We start from the raw sequence: 24,957 nt of genomic DNA, 5'->3' as shown, positions 1-24,957 counted from the left end.
GCATGACGGCAGACGGCACCCGCGCGGTCCGGGCCGGGCTCCCGGAGCCGGCGGCCCACGAACCGGCCCTCCCCGGCCCGGTGTTCGCCGCCCACTTCCATCTCCCCGGCGAGGCCACCGGCCCGTATACGTACGGCCGCGACACCAACCCCACCTGGTCCCTGCTGGAAGCCGCCATCGGCGAGCTGGAATCGCCGGACGAGCCCGCGCACACCGTCGCCTTCGCCTCCGGGATGGCGGCGATCAGCGCCGTGCTCTTCTCCCAACTGCGCACCGGCGACGCGGTGGTGCTCCCCGACGACGGCTACCAGCTCCTGCCCGCGGTCCGCGCCCGTCTGGAGAGCTACGGCATCGAGGTCCGCACCGCGCCCACCGCCGACGACGCCCAGCTCGACGTCCTCGACGGCGCCCAACTGTTGTGGATCGAGACGCCCTCCAACCCGGGCCTCGACGTCTGCGACATCCGGCGGCTGGCGGACGCCGCGCACGCCCGCGGCGCACTGGTCGCCGTCGACAACACCCTCGCCACCCCGCTCGGCCAGCGCCCGTTGGACCTCGGTGCGGACTTCGCGGTCGCCAGCGGCACCAAGGCCCTGACCGGCCACGGCGATCTGCTGCTCGGGTACGCCAGCACCCGTGACGCGGCGCTGGCCGACGGCGTCCGGCTGTGGCGCAAGACGGTCGGCGCGATCCCCGGCCCGATGGAGAGCTGGCTCGCGCACCGCTCGCTCGCCACCCTGGCCCTGCGCGTCCGCCAACAGGCCGAGGGCGCGCTGGCGTTGGCCACCGCGCTGACCGCGCGCCCCGAGGTCACCGGGGTGCGCCACCCCGGCCTGCCGTCGGACCCGTCCCATGCCCTCGCGGTCCGGCAGATGCGCCCCGGCCGCTTCGGCTGCGTGGTCTCCTTCGTCCTCCCGGACCGGGCGTACGCGGAGCGGTTCCTGGCCGCGCTGACGCTGGTGGACAACGCGACCAGCTTCGGCGGCGTGCGCTCCACCGCCGAACGCCGGGCCCGCTGGGGCGGCGACGACGTCCCGGAGGGCTTCATCCGGCTCTCCGTCGGCATCGAGGAGCCGCAGGACCTGATAGCCGATGTGCGGCGGGCGTTGGACGCGGCGAGACCGTAGTGCCGCGTCGGGCGGACGAACGGGCACGTCCCGCGCGCGGTCCGGCAGCACCGCTACGCGAAAAAAGGCCGGCAGGGTATCCCCCCTCGTCACCCTGCCGGCCTGCGGCTCAACGTGGATCCGGTCCGGACGCTTCACGGGCCGGATGTTTCACGTGAAACGAACCGCTTCAACAAGGCTAGTTGACTCAGCGTCAGTGTCCAATCACGCTAGCGACACAGCCCTATCGACAAATTTATAGTTGCCCCGCGACCAGGCTTCTGAGGGGCGCAGGAGGTACGCGATGGATCTGGCCCTGCTGCGTACCTTCGTCACGGTCCACCGGGCCGGCTCGTTCACCCGGGCCGCCGCGCTCCTCGGGCTCTCCCAGCCCGCGGTGACCAGCCAAATACGCACGCTGGAGCGCCAGTTGGGGCGCCCGCTCTTCGTCCGTTGCGCCCGTGGCGTCACCGCCACCACCTTCGGCGACGAACTCGCCCACAAGGTCGCGCCCCACCTCGACGCCCTCACCGAGATCACCGAGGCGGGCCTGGACCAGGACTCCACCACCCGCACCCTCCACCTCGGCGGCCCCCCGGAGTTCACCGCCGAGCGCGCGTTACCCGCGCTGAGCCCGCTGGTCTCCCAGGGCCTGTCCATACGCACCGCCTACGGCGCCGCCGACGAGCTGCTGAACGGCCTGGCCGCCGGCCACCACGACCTGACCGTCACCACCACCCGACCGCGCGGCGGGCTGCTCACCGCCACCCCGCTCTGCGACGAGGAACACGTGCTGGTCACCGCGCCCCGCTGGGCGACCCGGCTGGGCGGCCCCGGCGTCGTCCAGGCCGGCGGCGTCCGCGTGCTCGAACCCGTCCCGCTGGTCGAGGTCCACGAGAGCCTGCCGCTGATCGCCCGCTACTGGGCCGCCGTCTTCGACGCCAAACCGACCGCCTCCGCCGCGGTCGTCGTCGACGATCTGCGGGCGGTGCTGTCCTGCGTCGCGGCCGGCGCCGGGCTGGCCGTCCTGCCCCGCTACCTGTGCGTCGAGGCGCTGGACAGCGGCGCGGTGATCGCCCTCCTCGACCCGCCGGTGCCGCCGCTGCGCACCTACTTCCTGGCCGTGCGGACCGGGACGCTGGGGCTGCCGCACATCGCGCGGGCACACGAGTGGCTGCTGCGGACCGCGGCCGACTGGTGACGTGAGCCGTGGGACGGGGGTTTCACCCCGGCCCGACTGCGGCATCTGTCCCCTATGACCGTACGGCCAGTCGTCAAACGCACCGCCCGCGCGATCCTGCTCGACGGCACGGATCTCGTACTGATCAAGCGCACCAAGCCGGGCCGGGCCCCGTACTGGATCACCCCCGGCGGCGGCGTGGAGCCGGAGGACGCCACGGTCATCGAGGCCCTCCACCGCGAGTTGGACGAGGAGCTGGGCGCCAAGGTCACCGACGTGGTGCCGGTCTTCGTCGACACCGTCGAGCACCTCACCGACGGCGGGGTGGACGGCGTCAAGGTGCAGCACTTCTTCGTCTGCCGGCTGGACTCGATGGACCCGGCCCGCCGGCACGGCCCCGAGGTCGAGGAGCCGTGCGGCGAGTACGAGATCGTGCGGGTGCCCTTCACCCGGATCGGGATCGCCTCGGTCGACGTCGTCCCGCTCTCCCTGCGGCACTATCTGGACGGCAACATCGAGGGCGTGCGCGCGATGCACGCCCCCGACCTCGGCTAGCAGCGACCGACCCCCGGTCAGCCGTCGCGCCGGTCGAACCAGCCGCGGAACTCCGGGCCGTCCTCGGCCGGCCGGCGCGGCTGGGCCCGGGCCAGCACCGCGTCGACCCGGTCGAGGAACTCCTCGTTCAGCTCCGCGGCCAAGTCGTCCCGCGCGGGCCGCCGTTGGCCGGAGTCGGGGACGTCCTCGTGCAGTCCGCCGCGCAGATGCTCCGTCCCGCGCTGCGGGCGGCGGAACGCCGGGCGCCGGTCGGCCTCGGCGGCGGACCCGAAGAAGTCGCCACCCTTGCGCTTGACGTCGTCGGTGCCCCAGGCGCGCGCCCGGCGCTCGGTCGCCGGGACCTTCCGGAAGTGCGGGATGTGCTTGGAGCAGTGGATGTACGCCTCCTCGACCTCGACCACCACCCACAGTTGGGCCCGCCGGCCCGGGACCGGATCGACCGGCAGCTCCGGATAGTGCGCCCGCATCTCCTCGTCCAGCACCACCCGGGCCCGGCCGTTGATGTGCAGCCCGATCCGGTAGCGGGTGAAGTCGACCATGAGGATGCCCAGTCGCGGGTTCTCGGAGAGGTTGCCGAGGGAGGCCATGACGCCGTTGCCGCGGTACTCCGGATAGGCCAGCAGCCGGTCGTCCAGCACCTGGACGAAGCCGGGCGGACCGGCCCGGAAGGTGGAGTCGCACTCGCCGTGCCGGTCGGCCGTGGCCAGGAAGAACATCTCCTGGCAGGCCACGAACTCCCGCATCCGCGCGTTGAGATGGTCCAGGACCTGGTCCGCGTAGAAGCGGTCGGCGCGCGCGGTCGTCCCGAGTCTCCGCTGCACCAGGTGCTCACCGTCGCTCCCGGGCCGCTCCGCCGGCCAGCCCGGGTCCCCACCCTCCGTCGCGCGGTCGTGTTCACCGTGTGCTGCCAAGGCTTCAGTCTCCCGTTGCTACCAGCTCGTCGATGGAGTCGTGCCAAATCCGCCCGGCCGGGACGCCGACCCCCACCAGTGCCTCCACACCGCTGCGGATCAGCCCCGGCGGGCCGGAAAGATATGCGTCGTATTCCCGGTACGGCCCGTATTGCCGCACGGCATCGGGGAGTTGGCCGGTGAGGGTGTTCGGGCCGCCCCGGGTCCCTGGCCCGACGGTGACGACCGGGCGGACGGAGAGCCAGGGGTGGGTCCGCTCCAGCCGCAGCATGGTGTCGATGTCGTAGAGGTCGTGGTCGCTGCGGGCGCCGTAGAAGACCTCCACCGGGCGCCGGGCGCCGTGCTCGGCGATGTCCTCGACCAGCGCCTTGATGGGTGCGATGCCGGTGCCGCCGCCGACGCACAACAGGCCGTTGCCGGTGGAGTGGTCGACCGTCATCGAGCCGGCGGGCGCGCCCAGCCGCACGGAGTCCCCGGGCCGGGCGCGGTGCACCAGCGCGTTGGAGACCCAGCCGGCCGGCACCGCCTTCACGTGCAACGAGAGCAGACCGTCGGAGCGCGGCGCCGAGGCGAAGGAGTAGTGCCGCCACACCCGGGGCCACCAGGGGGTCTCCAGGCTGGTGTACTGGCCGGCGCGGAACGGGTACGGCTGGTCCGGGCGGAGCGTCACCACCGCGGTGTCGGGGGTGCGCAGTTCGTGCGCGACGACCTCGGCCTGCCACCAGGCCGGGGCGACGGCCTCGTCCTCGGCCGCCGCGTCGATCATGATCTGGGAGATGGCGGTGTAGGCACGCACCCAGGCGCCCTCGGCCTCCGGGCTCCACGTGGCCGTGGCATAACGGGAGAGCGCGCTCAGCAGGCACTCGCCGACCGCCGGATAGTGGTCGGGCAGGGTGCCGTACTTGCGGTGGCCGCGGCCGAGTTGGGTGAGGTACTGGCCGAGCACCTCGGCGTTGTCGACGTGCTTGGCGGCGGTGAGCAGCGCCTTGAAGAGCCGGTCGCGCTGGGTGTCCATCGAGGCGGGGAACAGCGCCCGCAGATCGGGGTGCTGGACGAACAGCAGCGCGTAGAAGTACGAGGTGACCTTGTCGGCCACGGGCTCGATCTCGTTCATGGTGCGCCGGATGAGCACCGCGTCGGGAGAGGCCGTCGCTTCTGACGGGCCGGTGGCTTCCAGTGCGGCCAGGGAGGGCAAAGCCGCCGGCGGGGCCGGTGGTGCGGGCGGGGCCGGGGCGGACGGTGGCTCAGGAGCGGCCGACGGGGTGGCGGGGGCCACCGTGTTCGGTGGGGCCGCGGGGGCCTCCGGGGCGGGCCCGGGAGCCGGAGTGTGCGGGTCGAAGCCGCCGAAGGCGTCGAACGGCGTGTGCGCGGCGGGCTCGTGGACCGGCTCCGGCTCCGTCCCGGGACGCGGGGCGGCGGGCGCCGTGCCCTCCTCGGGGTCCGGGGCGGCGAGCTGACGGTCCGTCCCCCACCGGGGCAGCGTGCCCTGCCGCGGCACCCGCTGCGCCTCCGGCTCGCGCTCCCGCTCGGCGGCGGTGCCCACCGGGCGTATCGGGTTCACGGGCCGGCTGGGTATCCGCTCCGCATCGACGCGTTCGCCGGGCTCGGCGCGGTCCTCGTGCGCCGGTTCCGGCTCGTCCCGGCCGTTTTGCCGGCCCGGCTCGTCTCCGGAAGATTTCTTCGCCGGCGGAGTGAACCAACCCCAATCGCCACTGCTGCCGCCAGAAGGACCGTTATCGGCCGACGTGGTGGTCGGAGCGTCCATGGTCTGCCTCGCCTCGAACGTCTTTCGGTGGTCTTTGCCGTTCCCCTGACCGGAACTGCCCGGAATTCCCCCGCCCTGCCCGGAATTCTTCGTCGCCTCAAGCGATCCCGGCAACACTCTCTAACGCGGACACATCTCACTTCCCTGTGGCAAGCGGCGCACATGCCGTTCCGTCAGCATGCCACCCCGCTCCACCGCATCGGACAAACAGCCGGAAGTCCGGGTGACACGGGCCGTCTCCCCGCTAGGCTGACGAGCTTTGCCCGCCGTCCACGCCCCGCGAAGGACCCGCCCCCCGTCGAGCCGGAGTCGACCATACCGGCAGTAGTTGAAACCACAACCCCCGATCCGGGGACACTCAACGCGCCCCCGCCAATACCAGTGATCCTCCCCACAGACGGCAAATTCCGTACCCGCGGCGGACGAATGCGCCGCGGAAAACGCGCGCCCCGTCGAATTACCCGCCGGTACGCACCAGTTCGTATGCCGCGCGAAGATCACGTCCCGCATACGCATACCTGGCCAGGTCGCTGACATGGTGATCGGCATTCACCGCCACCGACTCCGGTACCACCGCGAAGAGTTCGACGTCCGACATCGAGTCGCCGTATGCCACGCAGTCGTCCCGGCCCAGCCCGTACCGCGCACAGAGCTCGTCCGCGATCCGCACCTTCGCTGACGACGAGAGGATGCCGGCCGGTTCCACCGGGGTGCGGATCGGCACCGCGGGCCAACGGGAGCCGTGCGCGGTGTCGACGCCCCAGTCCAGCAGCCGCTCGACGAAGAATCCGGGCGAGAGGGAAATCACGGCGCACCGCTCGCCGCGGGCCCGGATGTCGGCCCACACCTCCCGGATGCCGGCCAACCACGGCGCCCCCTCGAAGGCCGCCGCCACATGCGCCTCGGTCAGCTCGGCGGCCCACAGGTCGCAGGCCCGCTGCGCGAAGCCCGCCGGGGTCAACTCCCGAGCCGCGAACGCCCGCTCCAGTTCGGCGATCTCGCGCTCCAGCCCCAGCTGACGGGCGATCTCGACGGCGGCCGCGGACCCGTGGAGCAGGGTGCCGTCCATATCGAACAGATGCAGCTTGCTCATGGCCGGAGCCTAACGAGGACGTCGCCGCCCCCGACGTCCCGCCGTCCGCCGGCAGGCCCGGGCCGTACGCGCCGCCGCGTACACGCGGATACTCCCGCCGTCAGATGTCCCGCTCCCCGTCGCCCGGCACCGTGGGGGCATGCAGCTTCGCCGGCCCGCCCGCCGGGCCCTCCTCGTCGCCCATGTCGCCTGCTCCGTCGGCTGGCTGGGGCTCACCGCCGGGCTGTTCGTGCTCGGCGTCACCGGCTTCACGGCCGCCTCCGCCCCGACCGCCGAGGTCGCCTACCGGGCGATGCGGCTCCTCATCGACCACCTGGTGCTCCCGGTGGCGCTGGCCTCACTGGCCAGCGGGTGGGTGCTGGCCCTCGGTACGCCGTGGGGGCTGACCCGGTACCGCTGGGTCCTCACCAAGGCGTGGCTGACGCCCCCGGCCCTGCTGCTGACGGTGCTCGCGCTCCGCCCCGGCGTCGCCCGCCTCGCCGCGGCGGCCGCCGCCGGTCACCCCGCGTCCGACGTCGGCCTCCTCGTGGCCCCGGGGGTCGCCTCCGCGCTGTACCTCTTCCTGACCGCGCTCTCCGTCCTCAAGCCGTGGGGGCGCACCACGCGCGGCGGCCGACCGCGCGGGGCACGGCCGACCGGGGGTCGGGCCCGGACGGGCGTCGCGTCGTGACGGCGCCCGTTGGCGGGCCGCAGCGGCGCGGACCCACCGGGACCGGCAACCGGAACGCTCAGCTCCGCGCCGCCGGCGCGGCCGCCTCGACCCCCTCGGTCCGCTCACCCGTCACGACCGGACCGCCCGCGGCCACCACCTGGCCGTGGCCCGGCTGCCGGCGCTCCAGGGAGGAGGCCAGCACCGCCACCCCCAGCGCCACGACCGTCATCAACGCGCCCACCCAGTTGGGCGCGGTCAGCCCGAGCCCGCCCGAGATCACCAGGCCGCCGAGCCACGCGGCCAGCGCATTGCCGAAGTTGAAGGCCGCGATGTTGCCGGCCGAGGCCAGGGTGGGCGCGGCGGCCGCCTGGTCCAACACCCGCTTCTGGAGCGGCGGTACGGTCGCGAAGCCGAAGAAGCCGATCAGCCCGATGGTGATCACCGCGGCGACCTTGTGGTGCGCGGTGAAGGTGAACGCGGCCAGCACCACCGCCAGTCCGGCCAGGGACGCGTAGAGCATCGGCATCATGGCGCGGTCGGTGAACCGGCCGGAGACGAGGTTCCCGCCGACCATCCCGAGGCCGAAGACCGCGAGCAGCCAGACGACGGAGGACGGCGCGAAGCCGGCGACCCCGGTCATCATCGAGGCGAGGTAGGTGAGGGCCGCGAAGACCCCGCCGAAGCCGAGGACGGTCATCAGCATCGCCAGGCCGACCTGCGGGTTGCGGAAGACCGCCAGCTCGCTGCCGATCCGGGCGGCCGCCCTGGCCCGTTGCGCCGGGACCAGCTTCACGATGCCGAACAGCCCCAGCACGCCGAGCACGGTGATCGCGTAGAACGTGGTGCGCCAGCCGAGCTGCTGGCTGACCAGGGTGCCGGCCGGCACGCCCACGACGTTGGCCACGGTCAGGCCGCTGAACAGCAGCGAGAGCGCGATGGCCCGCTTCTCCGGGGCGACGAGGTCGGCGGCCACCAGCGAGCCGATGCCGAAGAACGCGCCGTGGGCGAAGGCCGAGACGACCCGGCCGACGAGCACCAGCCCGAAGGTGGGCGCCAGGCCGGTGAGCAGGTTGCCCACCACGAACAGGCCCATCAGCAGCATCAGCATCTGCTTCCGGGTGAAGCGGGTGCCGAGCACCGTCATCAGGGGGGCGCCGACCACCACGCCGAGGGCGTAGAGCGTGGTCGCGTAGCCGGCGAGCGGGATGGAGACGCCGAAGTCCGCCGCCATGTCGGGCAGCAGCCCCATGACCGCGAACTCGGTCGTTCCGATCCCGAAGGCGCCGATGGCGAGCGCCAGGAGCGCGAGAGGCATGGCGGGTCCTTCCCCTTGATTGCACACATCCTCAACCGGCGCAGACAATAATTGCAGGCGCGCTTTATTTGCAAGCGCCGACTATTTCGGATGTGGCCTATCCTGGTGCGGACGACGGATGAGGAGGTCTGCGATGACGCAGCGCACGCGGGAGACGACCACGACGCGGGACGCCGCCTCCGGCGCCCTCGCCCAGGGCTGGTGCGCGCTCTCCGCCCTGCACGGCCGCATCGAGTCGCACATCGAGCGCGCCCTGCAGGCCCAACACGGCCTCAGCGTCCGGGAGTTCTCGGTGCTCAACGTGCTCAGCGAGCAACACGACGGGCCCGGCGGCCACCTCCGGATGCACCAGGTCGCCGACGCGGTCGTGCTCAGCCAGAGCGCCACCACCCGCCTGGTCACCCGGCTCGAAGAGCGCGGGCTGCTCTCCCGCTACCTCTGCCCCGACGACCGGCGCGGCATCTACACCAACGTCACGCCGGACGGCCTGCGCCTCCTCGAAGCGGCCCGGCCCGCCCACGACACCGCGCTGCGCGACGCCCTCCGGGACGCCGCGCAGCGGCCCGAGCTGGCACCGCTGGTGACGGCGGTCGAGACGCTCGGCACCTCCGGGTAACGGGGACGACCCGCCGCGGGTACGGCGATCGCCCGAACCCTGGGCAGGCCGGCCCGCGCGGCATAAGGTCGCGGCCATGAGCGATCTTGAGATAAGGCGCGCCACCGAGGACGACCTGCCCGCCATCGTGGCGATGCTGGCCGACGACCCCCTGGGCGCCACCCGCGAGTCCCCCGACGACCTGACGCCCTACCGCGCCGCGTTCGCCGTCCTGGACGCCGATCCGCACCAGCACCTGGTCGTCGCCGTCCGCGGCGGCCGGGTCGTCGGCACGCTCCAGCTCACGGTGGTCCCCGGACTCTCCCGGCGCGGCGCCACCCGCTCGATCATCGAGGCGGTGCGGATCCACGCCGACGAGCGCGGCGCCGGCCTGGGCACCGAGCTCATCGACTGGGCGGTCAGCCAGTCCCGGAAGCTGGGCTGCCAGCTCGTCCAGCTCACCTCTGACGCCACCCGGGTCGACGCCCACCGCTTCTACGAGCGGCTCGGCTTCGAGGCGTCCCACCTCGGCTTCAAGCTGACCCTCTGACGGCCCCCGGGAACGGTCAGCGGCCGGCCGGGGGAGCGGTGCGGCGGGCGCGGTGGGCCTTCTGTCGGCAGGCCCCGCCGCAGTACCGCGCGGGCCGCCCGGTGCGCGCCGCCGCGAGCGCCGCCCCGCACACCTGACACCGGGTTTCGTTACGCTTCGCCCCCGCTGTCGGAAGTTCCGTTACGTTTCGGTCGGCGCGCAGCCCGTCGAGCAGCAGCGCCGCCATCCGGCCCGCCGGCGCCGCACCGGGTTCCCCGTCCACGCCCGCGGCCCCCTGCCCGGCCGACCGCCGACGCTCCATCGTCAGACACCCCGCCAGCAGCACGCGGACGTCGTCCAGATCGACGTCCGCCCTTACCGCGCCGGCACGTTGGGCCCGCGCCAGCAGCACGGCGAGGGCCACCAGGAACTCCAGCTCCGGGCCCGCATCGCCCTCCTCGGTCGCCCCGGGACCGCTTCCCCCGGCCGCCTCCAGCACCTCGCAGAGCGCCCGATTGGGGGCGGCGAGCCGCACCACCGACGCCAGGAAGCGGAAGAACACCTCGCCGGGGTCATCCGCATCGGTCAACTCCCCAGCCGCATCGGCGAAGAGCCGCAGCCGGTCCCGGACCGCCGCCCTGAACAGGGCCTCCTTGGAAGGGAAATGGCGGTACACCGTCCCGGCACCGACCCCGGCGCGCCGGGCGATCTCATCGAGCGGGACGCCCAACCCCCGTTCCTCAAAGGCGGATCGGGCCGCCTGGAGCACCAGCGCACGATTGCGCCGGGCATCCGCGCGCGGGGTCGCCGACCGGCTCTCCGCCCGCCACACACCTGCTGGCACCACCCGGCTCCTCCGCGCTCCACACCCGGGAGAACAACCGGGTTGATCGTTCCGATTCTACGAGGCCGTTAAAACACACGTGCGGATCGCCACGCTGGGGTGACGGGCGGGGAGGGGAGGCGCGGGGAACGGGGCGCGGGGCGACGGAGACAGCGGGGAGACGGAGGCGAGGGCGGCGACGCGGGCTCCGGGCGGGCAGCACGCCGGACACGGCGGGCGTAGGCGCGCCCCCACACAAAAAAAGGGGTGTGGTCTGTTTCACGTGAAACAGACCACACCCCTGGCGTCGTGTCGAAGGTGCGTCCGGCGGCCGGGAACCGCCCGCCGAGTCAGTGGGCCGGCACGGCTCAGGCCGCGGCGACGGCCCCGTCCCATGCCGCACCGGCCGCGCCAGCCGCCGCGTCCTCGTCGACCGCGACACCCAGCGCCCGCAGACCGGCGGCCAGCGCCGCCAGCGAGGCGAGCACCACCGCCCGGTCCGCGGCCCGCCCGTAGTGGTTCACCCTGATCATCTCCGCGGCCAGCGCACCGGCGGCGGCCTGCACCGGAACCGAGCCGTCGGCAGCCAGGGCCGCGGACACCACCTCGCGGGCGTCCACCCCCGCCGGCGCACGGAGCGTGGTGGCGGCCGGCGCCGCGTGCTCGTCGCGGATCACGTACGGCACCGGGCCGCCGAGCACCGCGACGCCCGCCCGGACCGCCGCGGCGGCCGCCCGGTGGCGGGTGACGACCGCGTCCAGCCCCTCCTCCTCGATCCGGTCCACGGCCTGCTCCAGCGCCAGCATCTCCAACTGCGCCGGGGCGTGCGGAAGGGCGGTGCGGCCGGCGTCGATCCAGCGCTCCTTCCAGTCCAGCAGCGAGAGGTAAGAGCGCCGCGGCGCCTGCTCGTTGGCGGCGATCCGCTCCCAGGCGCGGGCGCTGACCGACACCGCGGAGACCCCGGCCGGGCCGGCCAGCGCCTTCTGACCGCCGATGACACAGAGGTCCACGCCCCAGGCGTCGGTGAGCAGCGGCTCGGCGCCCACCGAAGCGACCGCGTCCAGCATCAGCAGCGCCCCGTGCTCCCGCACCACCGCGCCGATCTCGGCGACCGGGTTGGTGTTGCCGGTCGCCGCCTCGGCGTGCACCAGGCTCACGAAGTCGATCTCGGGGTGCTCCCGCAGCGCGTCCGCCACCTGCTCGGGGCTGACCGCACCGGTGAACGGCGCGCTGATGGTGATCACCTCGGCGCCACAGGACCGCAGCCAGCCGCCGAACGTCTCGCCGTAGGGACCGGTGATGACGTTGAGGGCGGTGCTGCCGGGCCGCACGGCCGAGCGGATGCACGCCTCCAGGGGCAGCAGCGCCTCGCCCTGCATCGTCACGACATCGCAGCGGGTGCGCATCAGGGCCGCGACCTTGTCCTCGATCCGTCCGAAGCGGGCGGCGTCGAGCGGCGGCAGGTCGAGCAGAAGCGGGGCGTCGGCGTTCGCAGTCACGGCAGTCACGGTGGCCTTCCAGCGGTGGCGAGCCGCGCACTGCGGCGGCTCCTGACATCTCGCTCGACTGTACGTCCGCCGGTGCACCCCCGTCGGCCGGGTCCGGGCCCCTCCCCGGGCCCGGATGGCCCGCGGCGCGGGGGCCGCCCGACCGGCCCCCGCTGCCGTTCCCCGCCTCCGGGTCAGACGCCCCGCCAGCCCTCGGGGTCCACCCCGCCCGGCACCGGTCCTGCGGGCTCGTAGGGCCCGCGGGTGAAGACGAAGCTCCCCAGGTCGAGGTGGGTGACCGTGCCGTCCGGCGCCCGCTGCGCGCGGAGCGTCTCGCCGGCGTAGTAGCCGTCCAGCCCGGTCCAGGTACCGTCGCCCTCGGCCCGGAAGCGCGAGGTGCGCCCGCCGCCGGACAGCGTGATCAACTCCAGCCCGCGCCCGTCCATCAACCGCAGCGCGAACGGGTTCGCGCCCCAGTACCAGGGCCCGGTCAGGGCCAGCAGCGCCTCGTCCACCGGGCCCGGCAGCGGGCGCCACGGCTCCGGGATCCGCGGCTCTTGGCTCGCGACGATCTCCAGGAAGTCGGCCGCCACCGTGCTGATCGGCACGCCGGAGGTGCAGTTCGCCAGTGCCAGCGCCGCCGTGTCCTGCCCCCGGTCGGTCCACAGCGTCGCCAGGAACCCCGGCATCGACCCGGTGTGGCCGGCGAGCAGCCGCCCGCGCCGCCGCACGAGCTGCGTGCCCAGCCCGTACCCCCCGTCCCAGGTGTCGCCCTCCGGCGGCACCGCGGGCTCCTGCATCTCGGCCAGGCTCGCCCCGCTCAGCACCCGCTCGTCGCCCCGCAGCAAGAAGGCCGCCCACCGGCACAGGTCCTCCACCGTGGACCACAACTGCCCCGCCGGGCCCATCAATCCGGTGTCGTGCGCGGGCTCGGGCAGCACCGCATCGGCCCACGGATGGACCGCCCAGCCCTCCGCGTGCGGCGCCTCCGGCAGAAGCGTCGTCCGGGCCATGCCTAGCGGCTCCAACACCTCGCGCCGCAGGACCTCGCCCCACGGCGTCCCACCCCGCAGCCGCTCCACGAGCGCCCCCAGCACGGCGTATCCGGGATTGGAGTAGTGGTGGCGCCGCCCCACCGGATGCACCCGGGACCGTTCACCGAACAGATCGGCCGGCTCGGGCCGCAGTCCGCCGTCGGTCCGCTCCCACCAGGGGCCTCGCGACTCCGCCGCCAACCCCGCACTGTGTGAGAGGAGTTGGGCGACCGTCGCCTCCGGAACGGGGACGTCCTTGAGGTAGGTCCCGATGGGATCGTCCAGCCCCAGCAGCCGCTCGTCCCGGAGCCGCAGCACCAGCACGGCCACGAAGTTCTTGGTCAGCGAGCCGATCCGGTACTGCACATCACCGTGCGGCACCTTCCCGTCCACCGCGCCGCGGGCACCCGCCCACACCACCCGGCCCCCGCGGACCACCGCCCCCATCATCGACGGCGCCCGCCCCTCGGACTGCGCAACCGCCAACCGTCGCACCAAGCCCCGCCGCGTCTGCGGCAACAACTCCGCGTACTCCTCACCCACTTCGACGACGACACCGTCACGCGGAACCACCGCGCCCACCCCGCCCTCGCCCGCCCCGGGCTCCTGCGACTCCGTCGACTCCACGACCGTCATGACGCTCCCCAATGAGACTTCCCGCCGGCCGCACCGGCCCGGCCGGTCCCTGTCAACGGCGGACGACGCCCACCGCGCCGCCATCCTGCCCGCCCGCCGTCGACGACGCCGCCATGTTTCACGTGAAACAACCGCATGCAGCAGCGCGCCGTTTCACGTGAAACACCGCCCGACGCGCACCGTCACGACGCTGCCAAAGCCCCCAACACCTCTTGGAGCACGGCCTGTTCGCCCTCGGGCAACCAGCGCGCCGCATGCACCATGTGCAGCGCACTCCGCAGCCGCATCCGGTCCTCGTCCGTCCCCAAGAAACCCAGATAGGCCGGCAACGTCAGCCCCAGCGCCTTGAGATCGCCCCGCTCACACCAGCGGGCGAACAGAACCCGCAGGGGCTCTACACCCCCCGCGCCCATGCTCCCGTGCCCCGCGGCCGCCTCGTCCCCCTCGCCCGCGGTCTCGCGCAACCCCTCCGCGACGGCGAAGCGGTTCCAGTCGCCGTACTGCCCCTCGGGGGGCCTCGGCCACCCGCTCGGCCGCGCGGACGAAGTACCGGTGGGCGGCGGCGCGTTGGCCGAGCTCTCGATGCGCGTTCCCCATGTTGAGGTACAGCGACGGATAGAAGCCCCGCACCCGTTCGTCCCCGACCAGGTCGGCGCGGTCCAAGCACTCCCTGTTCCAACGCAGCCTCGCCTCCGCCGAGTTCTGGTGCCGCGCGAGGTAGTGCGCGGCGATGCACGCCTCGTAGTCGTCGCGGGCCCCGTCCCACGCCTGTCGGAAGAGCTCCCGCGCCGCCCCGGGGCGACCCTCCGCCTCGGCCTCCATGCCCGCCACGCACAGCCGCACCACCGGCAGTTCCGGATCCATCCGCCCGTTCTCCCCCTCAGCCATCGCCCGTTCCCGCCCTCCGGTTCTCCACGTTGCCCGTCGGCTCCCCACCCCTCAGCGCTCCCGCACCGGCATCACCACCGTCGTGAAGCTCCCCTGGTCCGCGGAACGGACGACGACGGGCTGGTCCGCGGCCACGATCTCCAGCAGCACGTCGGGCCCCACGCCCGACTCCAACACCGGCACCAGGACGGCCGGATCGAAGGCCACGCGCACCCCGGGCCCGGTCCGCACCGCGCGCAGCCGTACGGGCCGGGTCTCCCCGCCCGACACCTCCAACGTCTCGTCCGCGGCGCCCTCCGCGTCCGGCCCGAACGCCAGCGAGGTCGGCCCGACGCTCCGCTCCGCCACCGCGTCCCGCAGCCCGACCCGGTCCACGATCACCCGGTGCCGGACGGCGGCCAACCCGGACAGCATCAGCCGGTAGTCCGGGAACTCCCCCGGCTCGGCTCCGACGGCCGGCCCGTCGACGTCCCAGCACTCGCGACCGCTCCGCAACCGGACCCGCGCGACGCCCGGAGCGTCCCCCGCGACCGGGAACCACTCCACCTCCACCGCCGGTTGCCGTACCGCCCACTCGGCCATCCGCCGCGCGCGGTCCGCCGCGATCAGCACCCGCCGCGGACCGCCCTCGTAGCCCTCCGGCCGCAGCACCCGCACCGCCAGACGATGGCGATCGGTGGCCACCAACCGCACTTCCCCGTCGGCGAGTTCGAGCAGCACGCACCCCAGCACCGGGAACTCCTCTGCCACCCCGCCGGTCGCCACCGCGGGCCCCACCTGACGCACCGCGCTGGCGAGTTCCGGCCCGTCCACCCGCGCCCGTGCCGTGCCGGCGGACCGGGCCGGGTACGCGGACGTCTCGCGCAGAAAGCCCTCCACGACGGTCCGCGCCTCGTCCGCCGCCCGCCGGGTCCGCTCCAGATGTGCCCGCAGTACGTCCCGGGCCGCGTCCTCGGGCCCGTCGAGCACGGTCTCCACGTCCACCAACGGCAGCCCGGCCGCCCGCAGTTGTCGCAGCCGCACCGCCCGCGACACCTGCCCGGACCCGTAGCGCCGGTATCCCGTGGCGGCGTCCACCCGGTCCGGCCGTAGCACCCCGCAGTCGTCGTAGAAGCGCAGCGCGCTCGGCGTCAGCCCCACGCATCGGGCGAACGCGCCGATGCCCAACAGTTCCCCGTCGTCCATGGCCGCGATTGTCGGGCTTCGACCAACTCGAAGGTCAAACCACCAGGCCGGACCGTGGGGTCAGCCCGGACGGATGCCGATCGCCTCGAACCCGATCTGCCCGGGGTCGGTGTCCGGCGGCAGTTCGCCCCGCCCGACCGCCGGGCGCCACCGCTTCGGCGCGGGGTGCCCGCTCGGCTCAGGTCTGCGCCATGTCCACGAAGCGCGAGTAGTGGCCCTGGAAGGCCACCGTGATCGTCGCTGTGGGACCGTTACGATGCTTCGCCACGATCAGGTCGGCCTCGCCGGCCCGCGGCGACTCCTTCTCGTAGGCGTCCTCGCGGTGCAGCAGGATGACCATGTCGGCGTCCTGCTCGATGGAACCGGATTCACGCAGGTCGGAGACCATCGGCTTCTTGTCCGTGCGCTGCTCGGGACCACGGTTCAACTGCGAGAGCGCGATGACCGGGAGCTCCAGCTCCTTGGCCAGCAGCTTGAGATTTCGGGACATGTCCGACACCTCCTGCTGACGGCTCTCGGCCCGCTTGGAACCGCCGGACTGCATGAGCTGGAGATAGTCGATGACGACCAGCTTGAGCTCGTTGCGCTGCTTCAGCCGGCGGCACTTGGCGCGGATCTCCATCATCGAGAGGTTCGGCGAGTCGTCGATGTAGAGCGGCGCCGCCGAGACGTCCGGCATCCGGCGCGCCAGCCGCGTCCAGTCGTCGTCGGTCATGCTGCCGGAGCGCATGTGGTGCAGCGCGACCCGGGCCTCGGCGGACAGCAGACGCATCGCGATCTCGTTGCGCCCCATTTCGAGCGAGAAGATCACGCTCGGCAGGTTGTTCCTGATCGAGCAGGCCCGCGCGAAGTCCAGCGCCAGCGTCGACTTACCCATGGCCGGACGGGCCGCGATCACGATCATCTGGCCCGGGTGCAGACCGTTGGTGAGCGCGTCGAGATCGGTGAAGCCGGTCGGCACACCGGTCATCTGACCCTGGCGCGAGCCGATCGCCTCGATCTCGTCGAGCGCGCCCTCCATGATCTCGCCGAGCGGCAGGTAGTCCTCGCTGGTCCGCTGCTCGGTGACGGCGTAGATCTCCGCCTGGGCCTTGTTGACGATCTCGTCGACGTCGCCGTCGGCGGCGTATCCCATCTGCGTGATCCGGGTGCCGGCCTCGACGAGGCGGCGCAGCACCGCCCGCTCGTGGACGATCTCCGCGTAGTACTCGGCGTTGGCGGCCGTCGGAACGGACTGCACCAGGGTGTGCAGGTACGAGCCGCCGCCGACCCGGCCGATCTCGCCGCGCTTGGTGAGCTCGGCGGCGATGGTGATCGGGTCGGCCGGCTCGCCCTTGGCGTAGAGGTCGAGGATCGCCTGGTAGATCAGCTCGTGCGCGGGACGGTAGAAGTCCTCGCCCTTGAGCACCTCGACGACATCGGCGATGGCGTCCTTGGACAGCAGCATGCCGCCGAGCACGGACTGCTCGGCGTCGAGGTCCTGCGGGGGGACGCGCTCGAAGCCGCCGGACCAGGAACCACCGCCCTCGTCGTCGCGGTCCGGGCGGTCGCCGCGCCCCCGGCCCTTGCCGTCGCCCCGACGGGAGCGGGCGGCCGGCAGCAGGTCGCTCGGACCGGAGTCCGCCCAGGGGTCTTCCATGGGCTCGGGAATGCTCACCCCGGCACCTCCTCCCGTCCGCGACGCGGACCTTGCTGTGCGGTTCTTTCTTACGGCACAGCTCTGACAATCAAGTCGCCCGACTCCGGTTACGGCGCGTCGAGTTCGGACGGGGTTTCCTGGCCGGAACAGGCGGCGGGTGCCGGACCACGGTAGGCCCGCACGCACCGTCCGCCAATCTGGTTATCCACAGGCCGTGTGGATGACCGCCCCATAGCTGTGGAGAAGTCCCCGGATCCTGTGCACGGGCCGGGGGAAACTTCTGTGGACAAGCACACAATTACGCCATCCACACCCACCTGACCTGCGCTTTTCTCATCCATAGGCTGTGGGGGAGAAAAACTTCGGCAACCTGTTCATGATCGCCGCGAACGCCACAGAGAAGGCACCTCCACAGAGCGGAAAGTAAGGATCACAAGATAGTTGCATCTGTTACCTGTGGACGATTAGATTGCCGCTCATGACACAGGCCCCCGCGACGCCACGGCGTGCCCCCCGCCGCCATGACCGCGAGATCATCGCGCTGGCCCTGCCGGCCTTCGGTGCCCTGGTCGCGGAACCGCTCTTCGTCATGGTCGACAGCGCCGTCATCGGCCACCTCGGCACCCGCCAGCTCGCCGGTCTCGGCGTCGCCGCCGCCCTCCTCACGACCGCCGTCTCGGTCTTCGTCTTCCTCGCCTACGCCACCACCGCCGCGGTCGCCCGCCGGGTCGGCGCCGGCGACCTCCCCGCGGCGATACGCCAGGGCATGGACGGCATCTGGCTCGCCCTGCTCCTCGGCGCGGCCGTCATCGCCGTCGTCCTGCCCACCGCCCCCTGGCTCGTCGAGGTCTTCGGCGCCTCTCCGGCCGCCGCCCCGTACGCCACCACGTACCTGCGGATCAGCGCGCTCGGCATCCCCGCGATGCTGGTCGTGCTCGCCGCCACCGGAGTCCTGCGCGGCCTCCAGGACACCCGGACCCCGCTCTACGTCGCCATCGGCGGCTTCACCGCCAACGCCGCCCTCAACGCCGGGCTGGTCTACCTCGCCGGCCTCGGCATCGCCGGCTCCGCCTGGGGCACCGTGATCGCCCAGTGCGGCATGGCCGCCGCCTACCTCGTCGTCGTGGTCCGCGGCGCCCGCCACCATGGTGCCTCACTCCGCCCGGACGCCGCCGGGATCCGGGCCTGCGCCCAGGCCGGCGTCCCGCTGCTGATCCGCACCCTCTCGCTGCGCGCGGTGCTGATGATCGCCACCGCCGTCGCCGCCCAGCTCGGCGACGCCGAGGTCGCCGCCCACCAGATCGTGCTGTCCCTCTGGTCCCTCCTGGCCTTCGCGCTGGACGCCATCGCCATCGCCGGGCAGGCCATCATCGGGCGCTACCTCGGCGCCGGGGACGAGGACGGCGCCCGGGCCGCCTGCCGCCGGATGGTGCAGTGGGGCATCGCCTCCGGCGTGGTCCTCGGCGTGCTGGTGGCGCTCGCCCGACCGCTCTTCATCCCCCTCTTCACCACCGACCCCGCCGTTCAACACCCACTGCTCGCCGCGCTCCTGGTCGTCGCGGTCACCCAGCCGGTCTCGGGCGTCGTCTTCATCCTCGACGGCGTCCTCATGGGCGCGGGGGACGGGCCCTACCTCGCCGGGGCGATGGTGGTGACGCTGGCCGTCTTCGTCCCGGCCGCCCTGGCCGTCCCGGCTCTGGGCGGCGGTCTGGTCGCCGTGTGGTGGGCGATGGCCCTCATGATGACCGTCCGGATGCTGACGCTCTGGCTGCGCACCCGATCCGGACGGTGGATTGTGACCGGGGCCTCGCGATGAAGCACCTGCCGAATTCCGGCCCTACACAGATAATGACCTTGTGCGCTCGCTTGCCAGGAAATCCGTCCTGCCCCTGACGCTCGTCATCGTCGGGGCAGCCGCAGTGGTGGGCTACGCCGCGGAGGAGAACCACCACAGCAGAGCCGGCAGTGGCCCCGCCGGTTACGGCAAGTCCGGCGAGCCCGGCGGGCCGCCCCAGGACCAGGACCCGTCGGCCTCCGCCCCGCCCCAGGACGGCAACGCCTACACCCCGCGCAGGACCGAGGAGAACGGCCGGATCGGCGCGGTCTTCGAGAAGGACGACCACGGTGCCCACTTCTGCACCGCGAGCGTGGTGCAGAGCCCGGGCCGGAACATGCTGATCACCGCGGCCCACTGCGCCTTCGACGCCGACACCGGCAAGCCGGTGGACGACCTGGTCTTCGCCCCGGACTACCGCAACGGCAACGAGCCCACCGGTCTGTGGAAGGTCAACAAGGTCGTGGTGGACGACCGTTGGGCCAAGTCGCAGGACGAGGACCTCGACGTCGCCTTCCTCAGCCTCGACGCCAAGGACGGCAAGCAGATCCAGGACGTCCTCGGCGGCAACACCCTCGGCATCGACCGCGGCTTCGACAACGAGGTCAAGATCACCGGCTACCCCACCAGCCGGGACACCCCGATCTCCTGCCAGAACCGCGCCACGAAGTTCAGCGACACCCAGATGCGCATCCAGTGCACCGACTTCGAGGGCGGCACCAGCGGCAGCCCCTGGCTGGCCGACTACGACCCCAAGAGCCACACGGGCACGGTCATCGGCGTCCTCGGCGGTCACGAGGGCGGCGGGGACCAGGACGACGTCTCCTACGCCGCGTACTTCGACGACGACATCGCCAAGCTCTACAAGCGCGCCCAGGACGAGGACTGACCACCGCTCAGCCCGCCCGCACAGCGCGAAGGGCCGCACCCCACGAGGGAGTACGGCCCTTTGGCGTTCGCTGCGAACTACGCTCAGGCGGCGATGACCTCGACGCCCAGCTTCGCGACGACCTCGGCGTGCAGACGCACCGAGATCTGGTGCGCGCCCAGGGTCTTGATCGGCGAACCGACCTCGACGCGGCGCTTGTCGACATCCGGACCACCGGCGGCCTTGATCGCCGAGGCGATGTCGGCCTGGGTGACCGAGCCGAACAGGCGGCCGGCCTCGCCGGCACGCACGGCCAGCTTCACGTTGACGCCCTCAAGCTGAGCCTTGACCTCGTTGGCCTGCTCGATCGTGGCGATCTCGCGGATCTTGCGACCGCGGCGGATCTGCTCGACGTCCTTCTCGCCACCCTTGGTCCAGCGGATCGCGAAACCGCGCGGAACCAGGTAGTTGCGGGCGTACCCGTCCTTGACGTCAACGACGTCGCCGGCGGTGCCGAGGCCGGAGACCTCGTGGGTGAGGATGATCTTCATGTGTCGGTCACCCTTCCCTTATCGCGCGGTGGACGTGTAGGGCAGCAGCGCCATCTCACGGCTGTTCTTCACGGCCGTGGCGACGTCACGCTGGTGCTGAGTGCAGTTACCGGTGACCCGGCGGGCACGGATCTTGCCGCGGTCGGAGATGAACTTCCGCAGCAGGTTCGTGTCCTTGTAGTCGACGTAGGAGATCTTCTCCTTGCAGAACACGCAAACCTTCTTCTTAGGCTTGCGAGCAGGCGGCTTCGCCATTGTCTCTCTCCAGTGAGTTCAAGAAGTGTGTGCTGACGCCCTCAGGCGCCGGCCGCTCTCCGACCTCGTTTCACGTGAAACACGCCGTTTCACGTGAAACACCGGCGGAGGAGCGCATGGCCGGACCTAGAAGGGCGGCTCGTCCGAGTAGCCACCGCCACCGGAGCCGCCGGAGCCACCGCCCCAGCCACCGCCGCCACCCTGGCCACCGCCAGAGGGACCACCGGTGGCCCACGGGTCGTCGGCCGGAGCGCCGCCACCCTGCTGACCGCCGCTGGGGCCGCCGCCCCAGCCGCCGCCACCCTGGCCGCCGCCCTGCTGGCCGCCGCCGAAGCCGCCGCCCTGGCCACCGCGACCGCTGGTCTTGGTGACCTTCGCCGTGGCGTTCCGCAGGCTCGCGCCCACTTCCTCGACGTCGAGCTCGTAGACCGTGCGCTTCACGCCCTCGCGATCCTCGTAGGACCGCTGCTTGAGACGGCCCTGGACGATCACGCGGGTACCCCGCGTAAGGGATTCGGCGACGTTCTCCGCCGCCTGACGCCACACCGAGCAGGTCAGGAACAGGCTCTCGCCGTCCTTCCACTCGTTGGTCTGGCGGTCGAAGGTGCGGGGAGTGGACGCGACGCGGAACTTCGCGACCGCCGCACCGGACGGGGTGAAGCGCAGCTCGGGGTCGTCGACAAGATTGCCGACGACCGTGATGACGGTCTCGCCTGCCATTAGGGGAACCTCTCGGCGGGTGTGCTGCTGGCTGCTGGTGTTGCTGCTACTCGAACCCGGTTACCGCTGAACGCGTACGCGCTCAGTGGGTCTCGGGACGGAGGACCTTGGTCCGAAGAACCGACTCGTTCAGGTTCATCTGACGGTCGAGCTCCTTGACGACCGCAGGCTCGGCCTGCAGGTCGATGACCGAGTAGATGCCCTCGGGCTTCTTGTTGATCTCGTACGAGAGACGACGACGGCCCCAGGTGTCGACCTTCTCGACCTTTCCGTTGCCCTCGCGGACGACGGAGAGGAAGTTCTCGATCAGGGGGGCGACGGCGCGCTCCTCCAGATCGGGGTCGAGGATGACCATCACCTCGTAGTGACGCATGGTGAACCCACCTCCTTTGGACTCAGCGGCCACGGTCGTTCCGTGGCAGGAGGGTCGTGATGCGTTTCCGCGCCCGCCGGCCCGTCATCCGGGCAGACATGGGCGCAGACCGTACAGAGTACCTGCCTCCGTGCTTCCGGTTGAAATCCGCCCGCCGGACCCCGCAATCTGGAACGCAACGGGTGTGAGCGGCGTTACAGTGCGCCGCCCCGTCAGTGGGAGGTGCCGTATGGCACAGGCAGCACGGACCCAGCGGAATCTGCTCGCGATCCTCAACAGCGACGGCCAAACCCATCCCGTAGAGAACACCTTCGCGGTCGTGACCCTCGTCCTCGGAGCGATTGCCGCCTTCACCGCTCTCTCCCCCAGCCTCCACCTGGTCAGTTCCTGGGTGGGCCTGATCGGGATCGGTACGGGCCTGTGGGGCCAGTACATCTCCTCCACGACGGCGGAGCGGTTCCTGTTGATCATCGGGCTCGGCGCGGCCGGCGTCGGGTTCTACATCGGCCTGGCCCACGGCGGCCTCTTCGGCGGCGTCATCGGCTAGACCGCACCCGTCACGGCGGCGGCTGTACGGAGCCCGGTCCCGTACAGCCCAAACGGGGCGCTCCCGGGTCACAGTAGGCTTCGGCGCGAGAGCCGGAGCCCCGACCGTGGGGACACACCAGCCGAGGAGCGCCCCGCATGAGCCTGACCCTGAGGACCATCAGTCGAGAGCAGCATCTGGCATACATCCAGAGCCTGCCCGCGGCGAGCCACATGCAGGTCCCGGCCTGGGCTGACGTCAAGGCCGAGTGGCGGTCCGAGAGCCTGGGCTGGTTCGACGCGTCCGGCGAGCTGGTCGGCGCCGGTCTGGTCCTCTACCGCCAGCTTCCCAAGATCAAGCGGTACCTCGCCTACCTTCCCGAGGGCCCGGTCATCAACTGGTACGCGCCGAACCTGGAGGACTGGCTGCAGCCGATGCTCGGCCACCTCAAGCAGCAGGGCGCCTTCTCCGTGAAGATGGGCCCGCCGGTGGTCATCCGCCGCTGGGACTCCGCCGCGATCAAGTCGGGCATCCAGGACCCCGACGTCAAGCGGCTGCGGGATGTCGAGGCCAGCCACATCGAGGCGCGCGCCTTCGAGGTCGCCGACCGGCTGCGCCGCATGGGGTGGCAGCAGGGCGAGGACGGCGGCGCCGGCTTCGGCGACGTGCAGCCCCGCTACGTCTTCCAGGTCCCGCTGGGCGGCCGGCCGCTCGAAGAGGTCCACAAGGGCTTCAACCAACTGTGGCGCCGCAACATCAAGAAGGCCGAGAAGGCCGGCGTCGAGGTCGTCCAGGGCGGCTACCAGGACCTGGACGAGTGGCAGCGGCTCTACGAGATCACCGCGAAGCGCGACCAGTTCCGGCCGCGCCCGCTCAGTTACTTCCAGCGCATGTGGTCCGCCCTCAACGCCGAGGACCCGAACCGCATGCGGCTCTACTTCGCCCGCCACAACGGGGTGAACCTCTCCGCCGCGACCATGCTCGTCGTCGGCGGGCACGTCTGGTACTCGTACGGCGCCTCGGACAACATCGGCCGCGAGGTCCGGCCCTCCAACGCGATGCAGTGGCGGATGCTCCAGGACGCCCACGCGCTCGGTGCCTCGGTCTACGACCTCCGCGGCATCAGCGACTCGCTGGACGAGAACGACCACCTCTTCGGCCTGATCCAGTTCAAGGTCGGCACGGGCGGGCAGGCGGCGGAGTACCTCGGCGAGTGGGACTTCCCGCTCAACAAGCTCCTGCACAAGGCGCTCGACATCTACATGTCGCGCCGCTGACCGCTCCGTCCGTACTCCTGACACACCCCCACGAGAAAGGTTCCGGGCCGGCCATGGCGCTCACCCTCTACGTCGACACCGCGCGCTGGCGGGCGCATCAGCAGAGCGTTCTCCAGCAGTTCCCCGGGCTGGTCCCGGTCTGCAAGGGCAACGGCTATGGCTTCGGCCACGAGCGCCTCGCCGAGGAGGCCACTCGGCTCGGTTCCGACATCCTCGCGGTCGGCACGACCTACGAAGCGGCCCAGATCAAGGACTACTTCAGCGGCGACCTGCTGGTGCTGACGCCCTTCCGGCACGGCGAGGAGCCGGTGCCGCTGCCCGATCGGGCGATCCGCTCGGTCTCCTCGGTCGAGGGCGTGGGCGGGCTGGTCGGCGCCCGTGTCGTCATCGAGGTCATGAGCAGCATGAAGCGGCACGGCGTCCAGCCGGAGGACCTGCCGAAGCTGGCCGCGGCCATCGAGGACGTCCGGCTGGAGGGCTTCGCGATCCACCTGCCGCTGGACCGCACCGACGGCTCCGACTCCGTCGACGAGGTCATCGGGTGGATGGACCGGCTGCGCGCCGCCCGCCTCCCGCTGCACACCATGTTCGTCAGCCACCTCAAGCCCGACGAATTCGCCCGGCTCCAGCAGCAGTTCCCGCAGACCCGCTTCCGGGCCCGGATCGGCACCCGGCTGTGGCTCGGCGACCACGACGCCACCGAGTACCGCGGCTCGGTCCTCGACGTCACCCGCGTCGCCAAGGGCGACCGGTTCGGCTACCGCCAGCAGAAGGCGGCCTCGGACGGCTACCTCGTCGTGGTGGCCGGCGGCACCTCGCACGGCGTGGGCCTGGAGTCGCCCAAGGCGCTGCACGGGGTGATGCCGCGCGCCAAGGGCGTGGCCCGCGCCGGCCTGGCGAGCGTCAACCGCAACCTGGCGCCGTACGTCTGGGCCGGCAAGCAGCGCTGGTTCGCCGAGCCCCCGCACATGCAGGTGTCGATCCTCTTCGTCCCGGGCGACGCCCCCGAGCCCAAGGTGGGCGAGGAGTTGGTGGCCCACCTTCGGCACACCACCACGCAGTACGACCGCGTCGTGGACCGCTGAGCCGGCCGGCCCGCACACGACGTCAGGGGCCCGGTGCCGCGGAACTCTCCGCGGCACCGGGCCCCTGACGCGTTC

Annotated in this window: 25 protein-coding genes; 11 read left to right on the top strand and 14 right to left on the bottom strand. The window is 72.2% G+C overall.

From position 1 onward, the window contains the following. The first annotated feature begins 2 nt into the window (after positions 1 to 2). The 3 genes from ACIQU6_RS01405 (at position 3) to ACIQU6_RS01395 (ending at position 2,841) form a co-directional block, all read left to right on the top strand. Complete coding sequence (locus ACIQU6_RS01405; protein WP_403479562.1) at positions 3 to 1,127, top strand: cystathionine gamma-lyase; 1,125 nt, start codon at positions 3 to 5, stop codon at positions 1,125 to 1,127. Between the two features lie 283 nt (positions 1,128 to 1,410). Continuing rightward, positions 1,411 to 2,307, top strand: coding sequence for a LysR family transcriptional regulator (locus ACIQU6_RS01400; protein ID WP_403479561.1), 897 nt, complete (start codon positions 1,411 to 1,413; stop codon positions 2,305 to 2,307). A gap of 54 nt (positions 2,308 to 2,361) precedes the next feature. Beyond that, positions 2,362 to 2,841, top strand: coding sequence for an NUDIX domain-containing protein (locus ACIQU6_RS01395; protein ID WP_403479560.1), 480 nt, complete (start codon positions 2,362 to 2,364; stop codon positions 2,839 to 2,841). 17 nt (positions 2,842 to 2,858) lie between these two features. On the opposite strand, the gene ACIQU6_RS01390 is transcribed toward ACIQU6_RS01395, so the two are convergent. From ACIQU6_RS01390 to ACIQU6_RS01380, 3 genes are all read right to left on the bottom strand, one after another. After that, entirely contained in the window at positions 2,859 to 3,662 is an 804-nt protein-coding gene (locus tag ACIQU6_RS01390; RefSeq protein ID WP_403479647.1) for a pyridoxamine 5'-phosphate oxidase family protein, read from the bottom strand. Between the two features lie 94 nt (positions 3,663 to 3,756). Further along, positions 3,757 to 5,517 carry a globin domain-containing protein gene (locus ACIQU6_RS01385; RefSeq protein WP_403479559.1) on the bottom strand — a complete coding sequence of 587 codons (1,761 nt, stop codon included), beginning with the start codon at positions 5,515 to 5,517 and terminating at the stop codon, positions 3,757 to 3,759. Between the two features lie 457 nt (positions 5,518 to 5,974). Then, positions 5,975 to 6,610 carry an HAD family hydrolase gene (locus ACIQU6_RS01380; protein ID WP_403479558.1) on the bottom strand — a complete coding sequence of 212 codons (636 nt, stop codon included), beginning with the start codon at positions 6,608 to 6,610 and terminating at the stop codon, positions 5,975 to 5,977. 139 nt (positions 6,611 to 6,749) lie between these two features. Between ACIQU6_RS01380 and ACIQU6_RS01375 the strand changes: the two genes are divergently transcribed. Further along, the gene (locus tag ACIQU6_RS01375; RefSeq protein WP_403479557.1) at positions 6,750 to 7,280 is read left to right on the top strand and encodes a DUF2269 domain-containing protein; all 531 of its coding nucleotides are present in this window, start codon (positions 6,750 to 6,752) and stop codon (positions 7,278 to 7,280) included. A gap of 58 nt (positions 7,281 to 7,338) precedes the next feature. Here ACIQU6_RS01375 and ACIQU6_RS01370 read toward each other — a convergent pair whose 3' ends face one another. Then, positions 7,339 to 8,577, bottom strand: coding sequence for an MFS transporter (locus ACIQU6_RS01370; protein ID WP_403479556.1), 1,239 nt, complete (start codon positions 8,575 to 8,577; stop codon positions 7,339 to 7,341). Positions 8,578 to 8,710: 133 nt separating this feature from the next. Between ACIQU6_RS01370 and ACIQU6_RS01365 the strand changes: the two genes are divergently transcribed. Further along, entirely contained in the window at positions 8,711 to 9,193 is a 483-nt protein-coding gene (locus ACIQU6_RS01365; RefSeq protein ID WP_403479555.1) for a MarR family winged helix-turn-helix transcriptional regulator, read from the top strand. Between the two features lie 76 nt (positions 9,194 to 9,269). Next, entirely contained in the window at positions 9,270 to 9,722 is a 453-nt protein-coding gene (locus ACIQU6_RS01360) for a GNAT family N-acetyltransferase (RefSeq protein ID WP_403479554.1), read from the top strand. Between the two features lie 16 nt (positions 9,723 to 9,738). Here the strand turns inward: ACIQU6_RS01360 and ACIQU6_RS01355 are convergent, their stop codons facing one another. The 6 genes from ACIQU6_RS01355 to dnaB all read right to left on the bottom strand — a co-directional run bounded on the left by ACIQU6_RS01355 (position 9,739) and on the right by dnaB (position 17,411). Next, positions 9,739 to 10,545 carry a TetR/AcrR family transcriptional regulator gene (locus ACIQU6_RS01355; protein WP_403479553.1) on the bottom strand — a complete coding sequence of 269 codons (807 nt, stop codon included), beginning with the start codon at positions 10,543 to 10,545 and terminating at the stop codon, positions 9,739 to 9,741. A 347-nt stretch (positions 10,546 to 10,892) separates the two neighbouring features. After that, on the bottom strand, positions 10,893 to 12,032 hold the full coding sequence (locus ACIQU6_RS01350) for a pyridoxal-phosphate-dependent aminotransferase family protein (RefSeq protein WP_403479552.1): 1,140 nt from the start codon (positions 12,030 to 12,032) through the stop codon (positions 10,893 to 10,895). Between the two features lie 173 nt (positions 12,033 to 12,205). Next, complete coding sequence (locus ACIQU6_RS01345; RefSeq protein ID WP_403479551.1) at positions 12,206 to 13,681, bottom strand: serine hydrolase domain-containing protein; 1,476 nt, start codon at positions 13,679 to 13,681, stop codon at positions 12,206 to 12,208. 182 nt (positions 13,682 to 13,863) lie between these two features. Continuing rightward, a complete protein-coding gene (locus ACIQU6_RS01340; protein WP_403479550.1) occupies positions 13,864 to 14,145 on the bottom strand; it encodes a hypothetical protein in 282 nt (93 codons plus the stop codon). A gap of 475 nt (positions 14,146 to 14,620) precedes the next feature. Next, the gene (locus ACIQU6_RS01335; RefSeq protein WP_403479549.1) at positions 14,621 to 15,754 is read right to left on the bottom strand and encodes a MerR family transcriptional regulator; all 1,134 of its coding nucleotides are present in this window, start codon (positions 15,752 to 15,754) and stop codon (positions 14,621 to 14,623) included. A 178-nt stretch (positions 15,755 to 15,932) separates the two neighbouring features. After that, positions 15,933 to 17,411, bottom strand: coding sequence for a replicative DNA helicase (dnaB, locus tag ACIQU6_RS01330; protein ID WP_403479548.1), 1,479 nt, complete (start codon positions 17,409 to 17,411; stop codon positions 15,933 to 15,935). A 460-nt stretch (positions 17,412 to 17,871) separates the two neighbouring features. Between dnaB and ACIQU6_RS01325 the strand changes: the two genes are divergently transcribed. Together ACIQU6_RS01325 and ACIQU6_RS01320 are read left to right on the top strand one after the other, a co-directional pair. Then, positions 17,872 to 19,209: an MATE family efflux transporter gene (locus tag ACIQU6_RS01325; RefSeq protein ID WP_403479547.1), complete on the top strand. Its 1,338-nt coding sequence runs from the start codon at positions 17,872 to 17,874 to the stop codon at positions 19,207 to 19,209. 40 nt (positions 19,210 to 19,249) lie between these two features. Continuing rightward, positions 19,250 to 20,116 (top strand): trypsin-like serine peptidase, encoded by an 867-nt coding sequence (locus tag ACIQU6_RS01320; protein ID WP_403479546.1) that lies wholly within the window; start codon positions 19,250 to 19,252, stop codon positions 20,114 to 20,116. An 83-nt stretch (positions 20,117 to 20,199) separates the two neighbouring features. On the opposite strand, the gene rplI is transcribed toward ACIQU6_RS01320, so the two are convergent. The 4 genes from rplI to rpsF form a co-directional block, all read right to left on the bottom strand. Beyond that, positions 20,200 to 20,646, bottom strand: a complete 447-nt coding sequence (rplI, locus tag ACIQU6_RS01315) for a 50S ribosomal protein L9 (RefSeq protein WP_274914619.1) — start codon at positions 20,644 to 20,646, stop codon at positions 20,200 to 20,202. Between the two features lie 18 nt (positions 20,647 to 20,664). After that, on the bottom strand, positions 20,665 to 20,901 hold the full coding sequence (gene rpsR, locus ACIQU6_RS01310) for a 30S ribosomal protein S18 (protein WP_003978893.1): 237 nt from the start codon (positions 20,899 to 20,901) through the stop codon (positions 20,665 to 20,667). Between the two features lie 126 nt (positions 20,902 to 21,027). Then, entirely contained in the window at positions 21,028 to 21,621 is a 594-nt protein-coding gene (locus ACIQU6_RS01305) for a single-stranded DNA-binding protein (RefSeq protein WP_274914620.1), read from the bottom strand. Between the two features lie 82 nt (positions 21,622 to 21,703). After that, complete coding sequence (gene rpsF / locus ACIQU6_RS01300; protein ID WP_018542659.1) at positions 21,704 to 21,994, bottom strand: 30S ribosomal protein S6; 291 nt, start codon at positions 21,992 to 21,994, stop codon at positions 21,704 to 21,706. Between the two features lie 229 nt (positions 21,995 to 22,223). Between rpsF and ACIQU6_RS01295 the strand changes: the two genes are divergently transcribed. The 3 genes from ACIQU6_RS01295 (at position 22,224) to ACIQU6_RS01285 (ending at position 24,882) form a co-directional block, all read left to right on the top strand. After that, complete coding sequence (locus ACIQU6_RS01295; RefSeq protein ID WP_403479545.1) at positions 22,224 to 22,541, top strand: hypothetical protein; 318 nt, start codon at positions 22,224 to 22,226, stop codon at positions 22,539 to 22,541. 137 nt (positions 22,542 to 22,678) lie between these two features. Beyond that, positions 22,679 to 23,797 carry a lipid II:glycine glycyltransferase FemX gene (locus ACIQU6_RS01290; protein ID WP_403479544.1) on the top strand — a complete coding sequence of 373 codons (1,119 nt, stop codon included), beginning with the start codon at positions 22,679 to 22,681 and terminating at the stop codon, positions 23,795 to 23,797. 53 nt (positions 23,798 to 23,850) lie between these two features. Then, on the top strand, positions 23,851 to 24,882 hold the full coding sequence (locus tag ACIQU6_RS01285) for an alanine racemase (protein WP_403479543.1): 1,032 nt from the start codon (positions 23,851 to 23,853) through the stop codon (positions 24,880 to 24,882). Positions 24,883 to 24,957 lie beyond the last annotated feature (75 nt).

Origin of the sequence: Streptomyces sp. NPDC090442 (assembly GCF_044769405.1) — a bacterium.
Classification (GTDB): domain Bacteria; phylum Actinomycetota; class Actinomycetes; order Streptomycetales; family Streptomycetaceae; genus Streptomyces.
The sequence above is the reverse complement of the archived record's forward strand: the minus strand, read 5'-3'. Positions and strand labels throughout refer to the sequence as shown.